13 protein-coding genes are annotated in these 17545 nt (G+C 70.5%); 8 read left to right on the top strand and 5 right to left on the bottom strand.

Annotation, left to right across the window (positions count from 1 at the left end; translation table 11 throughout):
• Positions 1-7 precede the first annotated feature (7 nt).
• Complete coding sequence (locus KIH31_RS01450) at positions 8-1558, bottom strand: FAD-dependent monooxygenase (RefSeq protein WP_214425281.1); 1551 nt, start codon at positions 1556-1558, stop codon at positions 8-10.
• Between the two features lie 17 nt (positions 1559-1575).
• Positions 1576-2028, bottom strand: coding sequence for an Lrp/AsnC family transcriptional regulator (locus tag KIH31_RS01445; protein WP_214425280.1), 453 nt, complete (start codon positions 2026-2028; stop codon positions 1576-1578).
• A gap of 160 nt (positions 2029-2188) precedes the next feature.
• Here KIH31_RS01445 and pdhA point away from each other — a divergent pair, with 160 nt between their 5' ends.
• From pdhA to KIH31_RS01415, 6 genes are all read left to right on the top strand, one after another.
• Positions 2189-3307: a pyruvate dehydrogenase (acetyl-transferring) E1 component subunit alpha gene (gene pdhA, locus KIH31_RS01440; RefSeq protein ID WP_214425279.1), complete on the top strand. Its 1119-nt coding sequence runs from the start codon at positions 2189-2191 to the stop codon at positions 3305-3307.
• 1 nt (position 3308) lies between these two features.
• Positions 3309-4334 carry an alpha-ketoacid dehydrogenase subunit beta gene (locus KIH31_RS01435; RefSeq protein WP_214425278.1) on the top strand — a complete coding sequence of 342 codons (1026 nt, stop codon included), beginning with the start codon at positions 3309-3311 and terminating at the stop codon, positions 4332-4334.
• A 1-nt stretch (position 4335) separates the two neighbouring features.
• Positions 4336-5688: a dihydrolipoamide acetyltransferase family protein gene (locus tag KIH31_RS01430; RefSeq protein ID WP_214425277.1), complete on the top strand. Its 1353-nt coding sequence runs from the start codon at positions 4336-4338 to the stop codon at positions 5686-5688.
• 41 nt (positions 5689-5729) lie between these two features.
• Positions 5730-6545 (top strand): MBL fold metallo-hydrolase, encoded by an 816-nt coding sequence (locus KIH31_RS01425; RefSeq protein WP_214425276.1) that lies wholly within the window; start codon positions 5730-5732, stop codon positions 6543-6545.
• 121 nt (positions 6546-6666) lie between these two features.
• Positions 6667-8316, top strand: coding sequence for a MinD/ParA family protein (locus tag KIH31_RS18030; protein ID WP_250545336.1), 1650 nt, complete (start codon positions 6667-6669; stop codon positions 8314-8316).
• Between the two features lie 30 nt (positions 8317-8346).
• The gene (locus KIH31_RS01415) at positions 8347-9561 is read left to right on the top strand and encodes an MFS transporter (protein WP_307857496.1); all 1215 of its coding nucleotides are present in this window, start codon (positions 8347-8349) and stop codon (positions 9559-9561) included.
• Here KIH31_RS01415 and KIH31_RS01410 read toward each other — a convergent pair.
• Positions 9525-10475 carry a phosphatase PAP2 family protein gene (locus tag KIH31_RS01410; protein WP_214425275.1) on the bottom strand — a complete coding sequence of 317 codons (951 nt, stop codon included), beginning with the start codon at positions 10473-10475 and terminating at the stop codon, positions 9525-9527. The two genes, KIH31_RS01415 and KIH31_RS01410, sit on opposite strands and share 37 nt — an antisense overlap.
• 61 nt (positions 10476-10536) lie before the next feature.
• Positions 10537-10899, bottom strand: a complete 363-nt coding sequence (locus KIH31_RS01405) for a VOC family protein (RefSeq protein WP_214425274.1) — start codon at positions 10897-10899, stop codon at positions 10537-10539.
• A gap of 101 nt (positions 10900-11000) precedes the next feature.
• On the opposite strand from KIH31_RS01405, the gene KIH31_RS01400 reads away from it, so the two are divergent.
• Together KIH31_RS01400 and menD are read left to right on the top strand one after the other, a co-directional pair.
• Positions 11001-12029, top strand: a complete 1029-nt coding sequence (locus tag KIH31_RS01400) for an o-succinylbenzoate synthase (RefSeq protein WP_214425273.1) — start codon at positions 11001-11003, stop codon at positions 12027-12029.
• Between the two features lie 128 nt (positions 12030-12157).
• Complete coding sequence (gene menD / locus KIH31_RS01395) at positions 12158-13870, top strand: 2-succinyl-5-enolpyruvyl-6-hydroxy-3-cyclohexene-1-carboxylic-acid synthase (RefSeq protein WP_214425272.1); 1713 nt, start codon at positions 12158-12160, stop codon at positions 13868-13870.
• 148 nt (positions 13871-14018) lie between these two features.
• On the opposite strand, the gene KIH31_RS01390 is transcribed toward menD, so the two are convergent.
• The gene (locus tag KIH31_RS01390) at positions 14019-17483 is read right to left on the bottom strand and encodes a bifunctional proline dehydrogenase/L-glutamate gamma-semialdehyde dehydrogenase (RefSeq protein ID WP_214425271.1); all 3465 of its coding nucleotides are present in this window, start codon (positions 17481-17483) and stop codon (positions 14019-14021) included.
• Positions 17484-17545: the final 62 nt, after the last annotated feature.

Raw genomic sequence — 17545 nt, 5'->3', positions numbered from 1 at the left:
GCGCTGGTCACCCCATGACCGTCCACGGCAGCGCCTTGGCCAGCACTGACTCGGCCTCCCCGCGGGCGGCGGCGGCCGCCACGAAACCGTCCGGCCGCACAAGGTAGTACTTGGTTTCCTCCAACCCGGCGTCCGCCGCGGCGGGGAAGGCGTGCACCGGGACACCGAGCCGCCGGCCCAACTCCGTCAGACGTTCCCTGTCCGCGGCGCCGTAGGCATGCACCTGCCAGCAGAGGTCCTGCAGCGGGGCGAAGTTTGGTCCGGTCCACGGCAGGCGCCGGCCGACGACGCGGTCCCGTTTGCCGCCCGAGGCAGCTTTTTCCTCGTCGCTCATCCAGTAATGGATCCGGATCTGCGAGACGTACTGGAAGAACCGGGAGGCTCCGGGAAGCCGTGGGACAACGCGCGTCGCCACCGGAAAGATCAGCCCCGGGGCGATCCTGCGCAGCGCCCGGGCAGCCCGGCCCGGGGAGGTGACGGCGTGGAACAGCTTGTCCGTGGTGCCCACGAGGCGCAGTGCCACCGGCCGCCGCTCCGCCTCATAGCGGTCCAGATACGTGTCAGGTGCCTTCCCGCGGAGGACGTCGCTGAGTTTGAAGGCGAGGTTGTGTGCGTCCTGCAGGCCGGTGTTCATCCCCTGCGCGCCGACGGGGGAGTGCACGTGCCCGGCGTCGCCGGCCAGGAATACGTTCCCCTGCCGGAAGGCGGAGGCTACGCGGTGGTGAATGCGGTAGGTAGAGAACCAGGTCCGTTCCGCGTAGGTCACGCCGAACGTCTCCTTCAGGATCCGGCGCGCGGCGTCCTCCGACAGATCAAGGGTGCTGTCATCCGGCACAGTGCCGAGCAGCCGGTGGTGGTCCTCTCCGACCATCGGGAAGGACAGGAGGAGGTTGCGGCTGCCGAAGCGCAGATTGATGGAGCCATGATCCAGGCCCTGCACTCCGACGGCATCGGCGACGTAGAAGGTCTGGGCGTTCGTGATGCCCTCGAACGGGATGCCGCAGAGCCGCCGCACGGTGGAGGACCCGCCGTCGGCTCCGACACAGTAGCGGGCGGTGATCGTGGTTGAGCCTGCCGGCCCTCCCACCTCCGCGGTCACCTGACGTGTCCCGTCCACCGCCGCGTGCTGGGTGAGGGCCTCGAGCCGGGTATCCCAGTGCACCGTGCCGCCGAGCCGGACCAGTTCCTCGCCCAGCAGGCGTTCTGTCTTGCTCTGTTCCATCATGTACAGCCGCGGAAACGGCGTCAGACCCGTGCCCAAGGAGCCGATCGGCAGGACGCCCAGCGCCCGGCGCTCGAATCCGGGGCGCAGCGCCGCGGCGGGCTGGACCTGGGCCAGCACCGCGCTGACGAGTCCGAGTTGCTCGTAGATCTCCATGGTGCGGGCCTGTAGGGCGAGCGCCCGGGATTCCCGGGTGGGACCGGATTTCCCGTCCACCAGAACGACGTCGATCCGAAGCCGCCGCAGCCAGACGGCGAGCATCAGGCCGGTGGGTCCGGCGCCGACGACGAGCACGTCGGCTGTAGTCGGCAACTCAGTGGACGGCAACGCAGTCATGGCAACTCCTCTGTGGCTCAGCGGGTGTCGAGGTCCTCGAAAACCAGGAAGGTCTGGGTGTCGAGCACTCCCGGCATCGACTGCAGCTGGTCGAAAATGACCCGGCGCAGGTCCACATTGTCCACCGCGCGCACCAGCAGGATGACGTCGAAGTCCCCGCCGACGAGGGCGATGTGGTGCACCTCGGGGATGGCCCGCAGCTTCTCGCGCAGTTCCCGCCAGGAATGCTGGCGGACCTTGAGCGTGACGTAGGCGGAGGATTTCAACCCCGCCTTGATCGGGTCCACCAGCGCGGTGAACTTGGTCAGCACGCCCTCGCCGGTGAGCCGGGAGATCCGGGAGTAGGCGTGAGCACGCGAAATGTGCACCTTCTCGGCCACCGCGGTGACCGACATCCGGCCGTCCTGCGTCAGCTCGGAAATGATCCGGCGGTCCACTTCGTCCAAGGGCACCGGGGCGGTCTCCGCCATTCGTCCACACCCTCCCGCTGTTAGCCGCGTCACAAAGACAATCTGTTCACAAGGATAGGCATTTTGGGGGAGAGATTCCACAGTTTTGCGGATACCTGGATACGAAAAGCGCCGCGAATCCATACTGGTGGAACACAACATCTTTGTGAGGAGCTCAACGATGACTTCTTCCGTGGACGCCGAGGTCCGGGGCGGGGATTTCCTCCTTCCCTCCGCCGCACCGGTGCAGCTGATCGACCAAGCCGGCCGGCTGGTTCCGGGCAGCGGGGACGGTGGCTACCTGCTGCCGGACGGGGCGCGACTGCTGGAGGCTTACCGGCAGCTGGTGATCGGCCGCCGCGTCAACGACCAGGCCGGTGCGCTGGTCCGGCAGGGGCGGATGGCGGTCTACCCGTCCTCCCACGGGCAGGAAGCCTGCCAGGTGGCAGCCGCCCTCTGCCTGGGGGACGAGGACTGGCTGTTCCCCACCTACCGCGACACGGTCGCCGTCATCGCCCGCGGTGTCGAGCCGGTCGGCGTCTTCGAACTGCTGCGCGGAAGCTGGCACAGCGGCTACGACCCGTACGAGCACAAGGTGGCCACGCAGGCCACGCCGCTGGCCACCCAGCTGCTGCACGCCGTCGGCGTCGCCCATGCGGCGAAGCTCAAAGGCGAGGACACGGTGGTGCTGGCCCTCTGCGGCGACGGCGCCACCAGCGAGGGCGACTTCCACGAGGCCCTCAACTTCGCAGCGGTCTTCCATGTGCCGGCGGTCTTCCTCGTGCAGAACAACGAGTACGCCATCTCCGTACCCCTGCGCCACCAAAGCGTTGCCCCGTCGCTGGCCCACAAAGCGGTCGGCTACGGGATGCCGGGGGAGCGCGTGGACGGCAACGACGTCGCCGCGGTCCTCGCCGTCCTCGGCCACGCGGTGGAGCGCGCCCGCCAGGGCGGCGGCCCGTCGTTGGTGGAGGCCCACACCTACCGGATGCAGGCGCACACGAACGCCGACGACGCGACCCGCTACCGCAGCGACGACGAGGTCAAAGCCTGGCTGGCCCGCGACCCGCTGAGCCGGATGCAGGCCTACCTGTCCGGCGCCGGCCTGCTGACGCCGGAGGAGGAGGCCAGCATCGCAGCGGCCGCCGAGGACATGGCCCGCGTGCTGCGCGACGGACTCAACGCCGAGCCCCGGCTGGACCCGACCGAACTGTTCCGGCACGTCTATGCCGAGCAGACCCCCCAGCTGCGCGAGCAGGAAGCCTTGCTGCGTGACGAACTTTCCCGGGAAGAGGCCTGACATGACAGCCGTGACCGAGGCCCCGGCCGCAACAGCCGGCCAGCAGCTCACCTTCGCCAAGGCGCTCACCACGGCGCTCGCCGACGCGATGGAGGCGGACCCGCGCGTGGTGGTGTTCGGCGAGGACGTGGGGCCCCTCGGCGGCGTCTTCCGCATCACCGACGGACTCACCCGGCGCTTCGGCGAGGAGCGCTGCTTCGACACGCCGCTGGCCGAGTCGGGGATCGTCGGGATGGCCGTGGGCATGGCGATGAACGGCATGAAGCCGGTCGTGGAGATGCAATTCGATGCCTTCGCCTACCCTGCGTTCGAGCAGGTGGTCAGCCACGTCGCCAAGATGCGCAACCGGACCAAGGGCCACGTCAGCCTCCCGATGGTCATCCGCATTCCTTACGGCGGCGGCATTGGCGGCGTCGAACATCACTGCGACTCCTCCGAGGCCTACTACGCGCACACCCCGGGCCTGACAGTGCTCGCACCGGCCACGGTCGCCGATGCCTACGCGATGCTCCGCGAAGCGATCGAGTATCCGGACCCGGTCGTGTTCCTGGAGCCGAAGAAGCTCTACTGGTCCAAGGACACGGTCGAACTGGACGCGCTGCGAGCCCCGGGTGAGCCGCGCATCGGCAGGGCCGTGATCGCCCGCGAGGGCACCGACGCCACCCTGATCACGTACGGACCATCCATGCCGACGGCCCTCGCCGCCGCCGACGCCGCGGCCGCCGAGGGCCGGTCGCTGCAGGTAGTGGACCTGCGTTCGCTGGTCCCGTTCGACGACGAAACCGTCACTGCCGCCGTCCGCTCCACCGGGCGGGCGGTAGTGGTGGCCGAGGCCTCGGGGTTTGCGTCCGTGGCGTCCGAGATCGTCGCCCGGGTCCAGGAACGCTGCTTCCACTCACTGGCCGCGCCGGTGCGCCGCGTCACCGGGTTCGACATCCCGTTCCCGGCGCCGAAGCTGGAGAAGTACCACCTGCCCGGCGTGGACCGGATCCTGGACGCCGTCGACGACCTGCAGTGGGAGGACTGAGATGCCCGAACCCAAGGTTTTCCTGCTGCCCGACCTGGGCGAGGGCCTGACCGAAGCCGAGCTCGTGACCTGGCTGGTGAAGCAGGGCGAGCAGATCGAGGTGGACCAGCCGGTCGCGGAGGTCGAGACCGCCAAGGCCGTCGTCGAGGTGCCGTCCCCGTATGCAGGGGTGGTCGCGGTGCTGCACGCCGAACCGGGACAGAGCATCGACGTCGGCAAGCCGCTGGTCACCGTGGCGCCGGCCGAAGAGGAGCCCGTGCACCCGGCGGCCGAGGCCTACCGCGAGGAGGAGAAGGCCGGATCCGGCAACGTGCTGATTGGCTACGGCACCTCCGGCCACGGGGAAGCCAAGCGCAGCCGCCGGCCCCGCGGTGCCGCTGCCGCGGCCCAGGCGCCGTCCGGTGCCGTGGTCGTTGACTTCCCGGCGCCCCGCCGGGGGCAGCCTCCGCTGGTGGTCTCGCCGCTGGTGCGCAGGCTGGCGCGGGACAACGCTGTGGCCCTGGACGCGCTGACCGGGTCGGGCCCCGGCGGATTGATCCTGCGCCGGGACGTCCTCGAAGCAATCCCCGCGGCGGCCAGCCGGACGGAGGCCACCGGGGCGGAGCCAGTCGGGACACAGCCACCCGGTGCAGAGACGCCCGGGTCAGGGACCGACCCGCGCACCGGCCTGTCCGTCACCCGGACGCCGCTGCGCGGAGTGCGCCGGACAGTCGCCGAAGCCATGGTCCGCAGCCGCCGGGAGATTCCCGAGGCCACCGTCTGGGTCGACGTGGACGCCACCGAGTTGGTCCGGATGCGCGAATCCCTCAAACGGAAGGATCCGCACGCCCCCGGGCTGCTGTCCTTCATCGCCCGCTTCGTCACCGCCGGCCTGCAGCGGTACCCCGAACTGAACACCCGCGTCGAGGGCGACAGCATCGTCTCCTTCGGCGGCGTGAACCTCGGGTTCGCGGCGCAGACGGACCGCGGGCTCGTCGTGCCCTCCGTCCGGGACGCCCACCTGCTCAGCGTGCGCCAGCTCGACGCCGAGATCCGTCGGCTCACCGACGTCGCGCGCAGCGGCAAAGCCAGCCCGGAAGAGCTCACCCGCGGCACGTTCACGCTGAACAACTACGGGGTGTTCGGCGTCGACGGCTCTGCCGCGATCATCAACTACCCGGAAGCGGCGATCCTCGGCGTCGGCCGCATCATCGACAAGCCGTGGGTGGTGGATGGTGAGCTGGCAGTCCGGAAGGTGACGGAACTGGCGCTGGTGTTCGACCACCGGGTCTGCGACGGCGGGACGGCCGGCGGATTCCTGCGGTTCGTTGCCGATGCCGTGGAAAACCCGGGCTCGGTGCTGGTAGACCTTTGATAGGACACAAGGCCAAACAGCAGTGGAAGGGTGGCGAAGCAATGTCGCAGTGGCGCGAGGTCGGACCGGGAAATTACGTGCTCGGTACGTCCGGGGCAGCTTTGAACACCGGTTTGGTGGTCGGGGAGGAACGGGCGCTGGTGATCGACACCGGGTGCGGGCCCCGGCAGGCGAACGAGATCCTGGCTGCCGTCCGGGAGGTGACTGAACTGCCGCTGGTGGTCGTCAACACGCATGCCCATTTCGACCACTTCTTTGGCAACGCCGTTTTTGCGAAGGCGGGAGTCACCGAGTTCTGGGCGCATGGCAACTGCGCCGCGGCCATCCAGAACCACGGGGAAGAGCAGCGCAAGCTGGCCGCCTCCGTGGAGCCGGAGGTCGCGGACCCGGACGCAGAGGACTGCGGCATCGTGGTGCCGAACCGGCTCGTCGGCACCGAACCGGTGAAGCTGGACCTCGGCGGCAGCACCGCCACGCTGTTTCACCTCGGCCCGGCCCACACCGACGGGGACCTGCTGGTGGGCACCGAACACTGCCTCTTCGCCGGCGACATCGTCGAGCAGGGGTTCCACCCGTCCTTCGAGGATTCCTATCCGGAACGCTGGGTGGACGTGCTGCGCCATGTGTCGGCACTGCGGCACAACTACGAATACCTTGTCCCGGGCCATGGCGAACCCGTCGGTGACGCCTTCGTCCGCACCATGGCGGACACGATGGCCACAGCCGTCCGGTCCGCCCGGCAAGCCACCCGCGAGATGCCCAACGACGCCACGAAGGCCGTCCCGATCCTGCCGTACGGGCCCGAACAGTCGCGCTGGTTCATCCACCGGCTGATGAAGCTGCACCGCGGGGTGTGACCAACGCCTGCTGCGGGGATTAGCCGCTGCATGAGCGCATGTGCCTAGACTGGTTCGAACCCAAGGGGAAGTGGGCGGACGGGGCGACGCGTCGGCACACCAGGACGACGGAGAAGCCGAAATGCCCGAAACGACCGAACATTTTGTGGTCGAAGTCCATCTGGATGGCACTGCGACCATCGATGACGAGCGCATCGGCACGGAGGGATTCCCCGACGGACGGTCCGCTGCCTACGCCCTGCTCGCGGAAGAAGCCCGGCGGCAGGGCCGGCGGGTCCTCGTACGCGGCATCGACCACCGGACCGCCTCGGACCACTGGGTGTTCGTGGATGAAGATGCCCTGAGCGAGCGGGTTTCCGGTCCGGATGAGCTTTCGGACGACGGCGGCATCGGTCCGGATCCCGCCGAACCGTACCGGCCGGTGCAGACCAGCGCGCTCTCCACGGCCGCCCTGCAGCCCGAGGCAGCACACCCCCAGGCAGCAGACCCCGAGGCAGCACACCCTGACGCAGCAGACCCCGAGGCGCCAGACCCCGACGCAGCAGACCCCGACGAGCCGGCCGCGTGGCCGGAGCAACCCGGACGCCTGCCCGCAGAGCCCGCGGATGAGGACCCGGAGCCCCGGATCGACCCGGAGCCCCGCCGCGACCCGCGGCCGGCCGATGAGGCCCAGGAACACCGGCACCACCAGGAGCCGTTCCCCGACTCCGGTCCATCCGCCGCCGGGGCCGGGCTTCAGGCGGGCGCGCCGCTGCGGAGCATGGCCGCAGCCCCTCCGATGCGCCCCCGCCGGGCGCCGGGCCAGCGCGCCGCCGTCGAACGGGTGCCGGAACGCTCTTACGCCGCGGAACCGGCCGAGCAGCCCGGTGCGTTCATCCGCCCGGCCAAGCCGCGCCCGACCACCGGCGTCCGCGCCGCGCTGTATTCGATGACCGGCGGCAAGCTCAACCTGGGCCCGAGTGCCCGCCAGCAGTACGACGACGACCTTGAGCGCCGGATTTCCCGCCAGCTCCAGGGCAGCTTCAACACGGCGATCCTCTCGCTCAAGGGCGGCATCGGCAAGACCTCGACCACCGTGGGCGTGGGGCTGACCCTGGCCAAATACCGGGGGGACCCGCCGTGCGCCATCGACGCCAACCCGGACTCGGGCGACCTGGCCGAACGTGCCCTCGGTGAGAGCATCTACGAGTCCTCGAGCCCCAAGACGATCACTGACCTGCTCGCCAACCTGGACTCCGTCCAGTCGCTGACCGCCCTCTCGCGCTACACCCAGCACGCAGGCCGGTTCCACCTCATCGCCGGCGAGCAGGACCCGGAGCTCTCCGACTCCCTCACCGCGGAGGATTACCTGCGGGTCAGGGCGCTGATCTCCAACTACTATTCCGTGCTGCTGACCGACTGCGGCACCGGCGTGACCCACAACGCCATGAGCGGGATCCTGCAGTCCGCGGACAACCTGATCATCGCCGCCGGCTACGCGGTCAGCGGGGCCAAGCGGGCGCGCAGCACGCTGCTGTGGCTGGCCAGCCACGGTTACGAGGAACTGGCGCGCAACGCCGTCGTCGTCATCACCGACAAGGACGAGGTGTCCTCCCGGGTGGACAAGAAGGCCATCATGGACCACCTCTCGGGCATCTGCCGCGAGCTGATCGCCGTCCCGCACGACAGGGGAGTGGCCGACGGCGACCTGGTGTCCCTCGACGCGCTCCGGCCCGCCACCAAGCGCGCCTACAAGCAGATCGCTGCCGCGATCGTCGACGGCTACCGCTGAGTCCGGCCGCGGTCGCGAGCGTAGTCAGCAGTGAGCCTGCCAACTCCTGACGAAACAGTGCCCTCCGGATTCAGCTTCCGGGGCATCGCCGTGGCCGCGTACGGGCCCTCGCTGCTGTTCGGGCTCGGCGAGGGTGCCGTGCTGCCGGTGCTCGCCCTCAGCGCGAAGAGCCTGGGTGCCTCCGTGGCACTGGCTGCCCTGATCGTGACCCTGCTGGGCATCGGATCGCTCCTGACGAACATCCCCGCCTCCCTGATCACCGCCCGCTTCGGCGAGCGCAGCGCCATCATCGTGGCGGCCCTATGGGGTGCGACGGGACTGCTGGCCTGCGTCCTCGCACCGGGGCTGTGGCTCTTTGCCGCCGGAGTGTTCATGGTGGGGATGTCCTCGGCCGTGTTCAACCTTGCGCGGCAGAGCTACCTCACCGAGGCCGTGCCCCCGGCCTTCCGGGCGCGGGCGCTGTCCACGCTCGGCGGGGTGATGCGGATCGGCATCTTCCTCGGCCCGTTCATCGGCGCCGGGGTGATGCATTTTGCCGGCCTGCCCGGGGCCTACTGGGTGGGCGTGGCCGTGCTGCTCGTGGCCGGCGGCGTCGCGCTGACCCTGCCGGACCTTCCCGCCCACGGCCTCAAGGCACCTGGAGCCCCGCAGGCTCCGCCGACGCTGCGCTCCATCACCCGCAGCCACTCCCGCGTCTTCCTCACAGTGGGCTTGGGTGTGCTGCTGGTCAGCGCGGTGCGGGCCTCGCGGCAGGTGGTGATCCCGCTGTGGGCGGACCATCTGGGACTGAACCCGGCGTCGACGTCAATCATTTATGGCCTTTCCGGTGCCATCGACATGCTGATGTTCTACCCGGCGGGCAAGGTGATGGACCGCCGCGGCCGGTCCTGGGTGACCATTCCGTCCATGGTGCTGATGGGGACGGCGCTGCTGCTGATGCCCTTCACGGTGGGCCCGGTGTCCCTGCTGCTGGCGTCGCTGCTGATCGGCTTCGGCAACGGCATCGGTTCGGGCATGGTGATGACCCTGGGAGCCGACTACTCGCCGGCGCACGGCAGGCCGCAGTTCCTGGGCGTCTGGCGGTTCCTTTCCGATATTGGCTCCTCGGGCGGCCCGGCCATTCTGTCCGGCGTCACTGCGGCGGTGTCGCTGACCGCCGGGATCCTGGCGACCGCGCTGCTGGGCTTCGCGGCCGCGGCGGCGTTGGGCTACTGGGTGCCGCGCACCCGGCGCGCAGCTGACTGAAGCTCGGGACGGGGACGGCGGCCCGCCGCGCCGCCGAACAGGACCGTCCCGGCAACGGTGAGCAGGTAACCGAAGATCACGATCAGGCAGGCGCCCGCCCAGAGGTAGTTCACGGTGCTCACGTGCTGCGCCGAGCCGGGAGCGATCTGCGCCAACGAGTACACCGCGACGCCCGCCGCCCCGACGCCGGCAAGGGCCGAGAGCAGCGGCCAGAGCTGCGAGGAGGCCCAGTGTTCGCCGTAGCCGTCCCAGGTGTTCCAGTCCGTTCCGGTCCGCAGGATGGCCAGCCCGCCCAGGGCGGTCCAGAATCCCACCACGAGGAAGGCGGCGACGACGTCGGCCGGCCGGTGCCACTGGTTGACCAGGGTGGAGACGCCCGTGGCGACGGCGTAGCTTCCGCCCCCGAATGCTGCCAGCGGACGCCAGCGGGGTGCGACGACGAGGAACACCGCCGCAGCGGCGGACGCGGCGAGAGTGGTGTGCCCGGAGGGCAGCGAATTGAAGTCAAGGGTGGAGATGCCGCGGAACGGGCGGTCGAAGACGTCGGCCTTGAGCCATTGCGTGGACAGGTTCGCCCCGGCCGCGGTGACGACGGCAACCACGGCCGCGAGCCGGCGGCGGAAGCGCACGGCCACGAACAGCACGGCTGCGCTGGCAAGGACCAGTGAAATCACCGGAAGGTAGTCCAGGAACTGGGTGGTGGCCTTCGCCGTACGACCCTGGGCGAGTGCGGTCGCCTCCTCAAGGGCGGACTCGTCAATGTACTGGCCCGTGGTGGTGCGCACGAAGAACAGGTAGACGCCGATCAAGCCGACCAGGCAGATCCCCGCGGCAAGCAGGAAGAGGCTCGGGTGGGAAGCCGCGGGCACCTGGGCCGGGCGGAGCCGGGGTTTGTCGGCGGACTGCGATCTCATTGTTATCTAGGGTCGCACACCACCCTGAGGATGCGCTGGCCGGTGCTGCGGCTGCGTGCGGTCAGCCCCAGCAGAGGCAGAACGGGTGTCCGGCGGGATCCGCGTAGACCTGGAACCCCTCGGCGGCCCTGAGGTCGTCGGCTTCCTGCAGCAGTTTCGCGCCGTGTGTGAGAGCCTCGCCGTGGGCGGCGTCGATGTCGTCGACGTACAGGTCGAGGTGGATCTGTTGCGGCGTCCCATGCGGCCACTCGGGTGCCACATGGTTCGGCGCAAGCTGGACGGCCAGCCGCGGCTCACCCTCCACGTAGACGGTGTGCCAGTCCTCGTCCGCCTGGACGGTCCCGCCGAGCAGGGCCGCCCAGAAAGAGCTTTCGGCAGAAAGGTCAGCAGCGTCGAAAACAACGATTTGTCGGTTGATTTTCATGCCGTCATCCTGCCATGAGCCGAAAGCGGAGGGAACGGGCGGGCAGGAGCCGCTGCGCGGGCGGGGGCGGCTCCGATGGGGTCGCGGCGTACAGTGGTCGGATGACGAACGGGACCCCAAGCTTTGAGGAAGTGGCCGCCGGAGCCCGGGTGGTGGCCCTGCCGATGCGGGTGAAGTTCCGTGGGGTGCTTACCCGGGAGACCATGCTGCTGCGAGGGCCTGCCGGCTGGGCAGAGTTCGGCCCGTTCACGGAATACGGCGACGCGGAGAGCTCCCGCTGGCTGGCCGCCGCCGTCGAGGCCGGATGGCGTGGCTTCCCGGCCGAACGCCGGACGCGCATCCCGGTCAATGCAACAGTCCCGGCGGTGGAGGCCGGAGCGGTGCCTGCGGTGCTCGCACCGTTCGGGGACGCCGGCACGGTGAAGATCAAGGTGGCCGAGCGGGGCCAGCGGCTTGAGGACGATCTGGCCAGGGTCGCCGCCGTCCGGCGCGAACTGCCGGCCGCGAAGCTAAGGGTCGATGCGAACGGCGGCTGGTCCGTGCCGGAGGCTGTTGCGGCGCTCGCGCGGCTCTCCGAATTCGGGCTGGAATACGCCGAGCAGCCGGTGGCGGAGATCGACGGGCTCGCGGAACTGCGCGAACGCCTTGCTGCAGCCGGAGTGCCGGTGCTGATCGCCGCCGACGAAAGCGTGCGCAAGGAGACCGACCCGCTGCTGGTGGCCCGCCGGGGCGCCGCGGACCTGATCGTGGTGAAGGTGGCCCCGCTCGGCGGCGTGCGCCGCGCCCTCGACGTCGTCGCCGGAGCGGGGCTTCCCGCTGTCGTCAGTTCGGCCCTGGACTCCTCGGTGGGCATCCGGGCAGGCCTCGCGCTCGCGGCCGCCCTGCCGGAGCTGCCGTACGCCTGCGGGCTCGGAACCGTCTCGCTGATGGCCGCCGACGTCGCCCGCACCCCGCTGGTGCCGCAGGACGGGTACCTGCAGGTCCGTGAGCCCGACGTGGACGAGGAGCTGCTGCAGCGTCACGCCGCCAGCCCCGAGCGCCGGCAGTGGTGGCTCGACCGGCTGCGCCGCGTCCACGGCCTGCTCGAGTCGCAGGAAGGCGCTTCGTCCCCCGCGCGAACGGCCACTTAAGGCGGCCTCCGGGCGCCGGAGGTCGCCTTAAGTGGCCGTTCGCGCAGGGCTGGTGCGGGGCGCCGGGGCTGGGGCGGGCGGCGTTGGTGCGGGGCGCCGGCGTGGGCGGGGTGCGGTTGAATGGAGGGGTGACTGAATCCCTTGGCTCCGTGGCCGCAGCCCGGCTCGCCGTCCAGGCGCTGATCGACGGCGGAGTCGGCTCCGTTGTCGTCGCCCCCGGATCCCGCAGCGCGCCGCTGGCGTATGCCCTGGCCGCAGCCGAGGCCGCGGGCCGGCTCCGGCTGCACGTGCGGATTGACGAGCGCGACGCCGCCTTCACCGCGCTCGGGCTCGCACTCGGCAGCGGCCGCCCGGTTGCCGTCGTGACGACGTCGGGCACGGCGGTCGGTAACCTGCTGCCGGCCGTGATGGAGGCGAACCACGCCGCGGTCCCGCTGATCGTGCTGTCGGCGGACCGGCCGGAGGAACTGCGCGGCACCGGCGCGAACCAGACCACTGACCAGGCCGGCCTGTTCGGCACCCATGTGCGCTACGCCGTCGACGTCGCCGCCGGCGCGGATCCCGGCCCCGCCGTGCGGGAGGGTCTGGCCGCGGCCCGAGGGGGCAACGAGCGGCCGGCCGGTCCGGTGCAGCTCAATCTGGCCTTCCGCGATCCGCTGGTGCCCGGCGCGGCCGAGCCGGTCTGGGTCCCGGAGCCAACGCCGCCCGCTCCCGACGCCGGTCCGGATCCCGCGCGAACGGCCGCTAACGGCGGGCTTCCGGCGCCGGAAGCCGCCGTTAGTGGCCGTTCGGCCGAGGGGAGCCGCCCGCGGCGACGGACCGTCGTCGTCGCCGGGCATGCGGCCGGGCCCGTCGCCGAGACGTTCGCGCGCCGCCACGGACTCCCGCTGCTCGCCGAACCCTCCTCAAACGCCCGGTTCGGCCCCCTTGCCATCGGCCCGTACCGGCTGCTGCTCGGGCACATCGGCCCGGACATCGAGCGGGTCGTGGTCTTCGGCCGCCCGACGCTCTCCCGCCCCGTCGCCGCGCTGCTGGCCCGCACCGACGTCGAGCGCGCCCTGTACCTGCCCGGCCCGGCGGCCTGGTTCACCCCGGGACGGCGTCCCGAACACATCATCAGCGACCTGGACGAGCTGGGCTGCTTCGCCGGCGACGGCGAGGACGGCTGGCTCGAGCGCTGGCAGCGCGCCGGCGCCGAGGCGGATGCCGCCGTGTCCACCGTCCTCGCCGCCGCCCCTGGCCTCACCGGGCTGCACGTGGCCCGCGCGGTCTGGGGAGCAGGCGGCGCGGACCTGGTCCTTGGCTCCTCGAACCCGATCCGGGACGTTGACCTCACCGGAACCCCGGCGGCGCAGCAGCAGGGCAAGGTTTACGCGAACCGCGGCCTGGCCGGGATCGACGGGACCGTCGCCACCGCCAGCGGCATCTCCCTCGCCACCGGCAGGCCGGTGCGCGCGCTGTTGGGCGATCTGACCTTCCTGCACGACGCCGGGGGTCTCCTGCTGGGCCCCGGCGAACCGGAGCCGCAGCTGCAGCTCGTGGTGTTCAACGACGGCGGGGGCGGAATCTTCTCCACCCTGGAGCACGGTGCGCTGGGTGAGCATGCGGCTTATACTTCCGCGGTGGAACGGCTTTTCGGGACCCCGCAGCGGGCTGATCTGCGGGCCCTCGCCGCGGCCTACGGGCTGGAGTATGCGCAGGCGGCCGACGCCGGGCAGCTCGGTGCCTCCCTCGCGGCGCCGGTGGCGGGGCGCTCGGTCTTTGAGGTCCGGGGGAGCCGGGCCGGGCTGCGGGCGCTGCACGCGGGCATCCGCGCGGCGGTGGCCTCCGCCGTCGGCTGACTTCGCGGGCGCCCCGCAAGGCAGAAACGCCGCCCCGAAGGCAGGGATGATGGGCCTGAAAGCAAAGATGAGGGCCGCGGGCAGTGCCGGACGAATTCCTCGCCCGGCACTGCCCCCGGCCCTCCGACCAGGCTCTCAGACCCAGTTGTCAGATCAGGTGTTCGGAGAGCCTGTTCGGGGTGCCGAACCGGTGCGCCGTGATGCTGACGGCCTGTTCATGCAGGAACGGCAGCAGCTCCACGCGTCCGGCCTCGGTGACCTCGTGCGAGTACACCGCCAGGTCCGGCCTCCCTGCGACCGCGGCCGCCAGTGCCTGCGCATCCCCGCCTACCAGGCGGACCCGGTGCGGGCAGGCGCGGCGCACCTGAGCCAGCCAGGCGTCGTCGTCCTCCACGGCGCAGCGGATGCCGAGGGAAGCAAGCACCCGCATCAGTTCCTGCGGCAGCTCGACGGCGGTGGACACGCTGACCTCGGAGCCAGCCAGCACCCCGGCAGCCAGTACCCGGACGGTCCGCGCCACGGACCCCGCGGTTCCCAGCCGGACGGTGACCGGCAACGGCCGGTAACGGAACACGTTGCGCTCGGCCGCCAGGCCTGAAACGTCCTTGGCCCGTCCGAACTCGGTGTCCCACGCGTGCGCATCGCTGGCCGCGGAGCGCTCGAGCATCCGCATCTCGTCGGCGTCCACCACGCTGCTGGTGCGCGCTGCCGCGAGAAGCCGCTGGACGCCCGGGTGCGTAACCGGCGACGTCGAGGCGGCCGCCGCGGTGCGCCAGTCGCCGAGCCCGACCAGGTAGTTGGGGCCGCCGGCCTTGGTTCCCGCGCCCACAGCCGACTTCTTCCAGCCGCCGAAGGGCTGGCGCCGCACGATGGCGCCGGTGATGCCCCGGTTGACGTAGAGGTTGCCGGCCTGGACGTTCTCCAGCCACAGCCCCAGCTCTTCCGGGTCGAGGGAATGGAGGCCGGCCGTCAGGCCGTAGTCGACCTGGTTCTGGATCCGGATGGCATCCTCCAGCGTGTCGGCGGTCATCACGCCGAGGATCGGACCGAAGAATTCGGTGAGGTGATAGTGCGAACCGGGCTTGACGCCGGCGCGTACGCCCGGGCTCCACAACCGGCCGGAATCATCCAGCTGCTCGGGCTTGAGCACCCATGTTTCTCCCTCGCCGAGGACGGTCAGGCCCTCGAGCAGTTTGCCCTGCGGGGGTTCGACGACCGGGCCCATCTGGGTGAGCGGATCGACGGGGTAGCCCACCTTCAGGGACTGGACGGCGTCCATCAGCTGGTTGCGGAACCGCTTGGAGCTGGCGACCGAGCCCACCAGGATGACCAGCGACGCTGCGGAGCATTTCTGCCCCGCGTGGCCGAAAGCGGACTGGGCGACGTCCTTCGCGGCGAGGTCGAAGTCCGCGCTCGGAGTGACGATGATGGCGTTCTTGCCCGAGGTCTCGGCCAGCAACGGCAGGTCGTTGCGGAAGGAGCGGAACAGCTCAGCGGTCTCGTACCCACCCGTGAGGATGACGCGGTCCACCTTGGGGTGCGCAATGAGCTGCTGTCCCAGCGACCGCTCGTCCAGCTGCACCAGCTTAAGGACATCGCGGGGCACGCCGGCCTCCCAGAGCGCTTCAACCATGACGGCGCCGCACCGGCGGGCCTGTCCTGCCGGCTTGATGACGACGGCGGAGCCGGCGGCCAAGGCAGCGAGCGTGGAGCCGGCAGGGATTGCGACCGGGAAGTTCCACGGCGGCGTCACCACGGTGAGGCGGGAAGGGATGAACGCGGCGCCGTCGACATCGTCCAGCCCGCGGGCGAGCTCGGCGTAGTAGTGGGCGAAGTCGATGGCCTCGGAGACCTCAGGGTCGGACTGGTCCAGGGTCTTCCCGGTCTCGGACGCCATTACTTCCATCAGCTTCGCCCGGTTGGCGGCCAATGCGTCCCCGGCGCGGTGGAGGACCTCCGCACGCTGGGCTCCGGAGAGGGAGCCCCACGCCGTGCCGGCGGCGACCGCGTCGTCGATCACGGCATTCAACGACTCCGGATCGCCCAGGGCGGACGCCGCGACGGTGTCGTTGCCCAGGACGGAGCCTGGCACGCGGCGCAGAATGGCCCGTCCCCAGTCCCGGTTCGCCGGAAGTGACGGGTCCGTGTCCGGGGTGTTGGCGAACGAGTCCCGCGGGGCGGGCTCCTCGGGGCGGTTGCGGTCCTGCTTCCGGTTCGGGGCGGGAACGGAGTCGTCCAGGGCAGCGAGCGAGGCGAGGAAGCGGTTCTTCTCGCGCTCGAACAGCGGCTCGTTCGCCGAGAGTTCGAAGACCGCGGACATGAAGTTTTCCTGGCTGGCGCCTTCCTCCAGCCGGCGGATCAGGTAGGCGATGGCGACGTCAAACTCGGCCGGATGCACCACCGGGGTGTAGAGCAGCAGGGATCCGACCTCGCGCCGGACCGCTTCGGCCTGGCTTTGCGCCATCCCCAGCAGCATCTCGAAGTCGATGCCTGCTTCGACGCCGCGCTGCTTGGCCAGCAGCCAGGCGTAGGCGATGTCGAACAGGTTGTGGCCGGCGACGCCGATCCTGACGTTCTTGATTCGCTCCGGGTCCAGCGCATAGTTGATGACGCGCTTGTAGCCGGTGTCGCTTTCCTGCTTGCTTCCCCAGGTCGCCAGCGGCCAGTCGTGGAGGGAGGCTTCGACCTGCTCCATTGGAAGGTTGGCGCCCTTGACCACCCGGACCTTGATGCCCGCGCCGCCCGCGGCACGCCGCGCCGCGGCCCATTCCTGCAGCCGGATCATGGCAGCCATGGCGTCCGGGAGATAGGCCTGGAGCACGATGCCGGCCTCGAGGTTCTTGAACTCCGGCTTGTCGAGGAGCCGGGTGAAGACCGCGATGGTCAGGTCCAGGTCCTTGTATTCCTCCATGTCCAGGTTGATGAACTTGGGCCGCGGGAATGCGGCGGCGCGCTCGAACAGCGGGGTGAGCTTGTCGACCACGTGGGCCACGGCTTCGTCGAACGCCCACGGAGAGTGGGGCTCGACGGTCGCCGAGACCTTGATCGAGACGTAGTCGACGTCGTCCCGAGCCAGCAGCGCATGGGTGCCTGCCAGGCGCCGTGCTGCTTCCCGCTCGCCGAGCACAGCTTCGCCCAGCAGGTTCACGTTCAGCCGCACGCCGTCCTTGCGGATCCTGGCAATGGCCGGTCCGAGCTTGGCATCCGTGGCGTCCACGATCAGGTGGCCGACCATCCCGCGGAGGACCTTGCGCGCGGCCGGGATGACCAGCCACGGAAGTGCCGGTGCCAAAGCACCGCCGGCACGAACAGCGCTGCGCATGTACCAGGGCAGGAAGCCCGGCACCCGCGGGGCCAGTGCCGCCAGGTTGGCGGCAGCGACGGAGAGGTCCTCCGGCCGGATCACCCCGTCCACGAAGCCGACGGTGAAGCCCAGCCCGTCCGGGTCCTTGAGGACGCCGGCCAGTTGCTGCGCCTGTGCGTCGGACGGGATGGTGGCCGCTTCGGCCAGCCAGCGGCGGACCAGGCGCACGGCGTCGTCGGCAAGGGTGCCGGCGGCGGCGTCGGCTTCGGAGATCCCGGCGGTGCGGGCCGTCTGGAGGGAGTGAGTCATGGTGGGCTTTGTCTTCATTCTTTTCGTCAGGGCCTTCTTGTTATGGCTTGGGGTATGGGTGC

Source organism: Paenarthrobacter sp. DKR-5, from assembly GCF_018531425.1.
GTDB lineage: Bacteria > Actinomycetota > Actinomycetes > Actinomycetales > Micrococcaceae > DKR-5.
The sequence above is the reverse complement of the archived record's forward strand: the minus strand, read 5'-3'. Positions and strand labels throughout refer to the sequence as shown.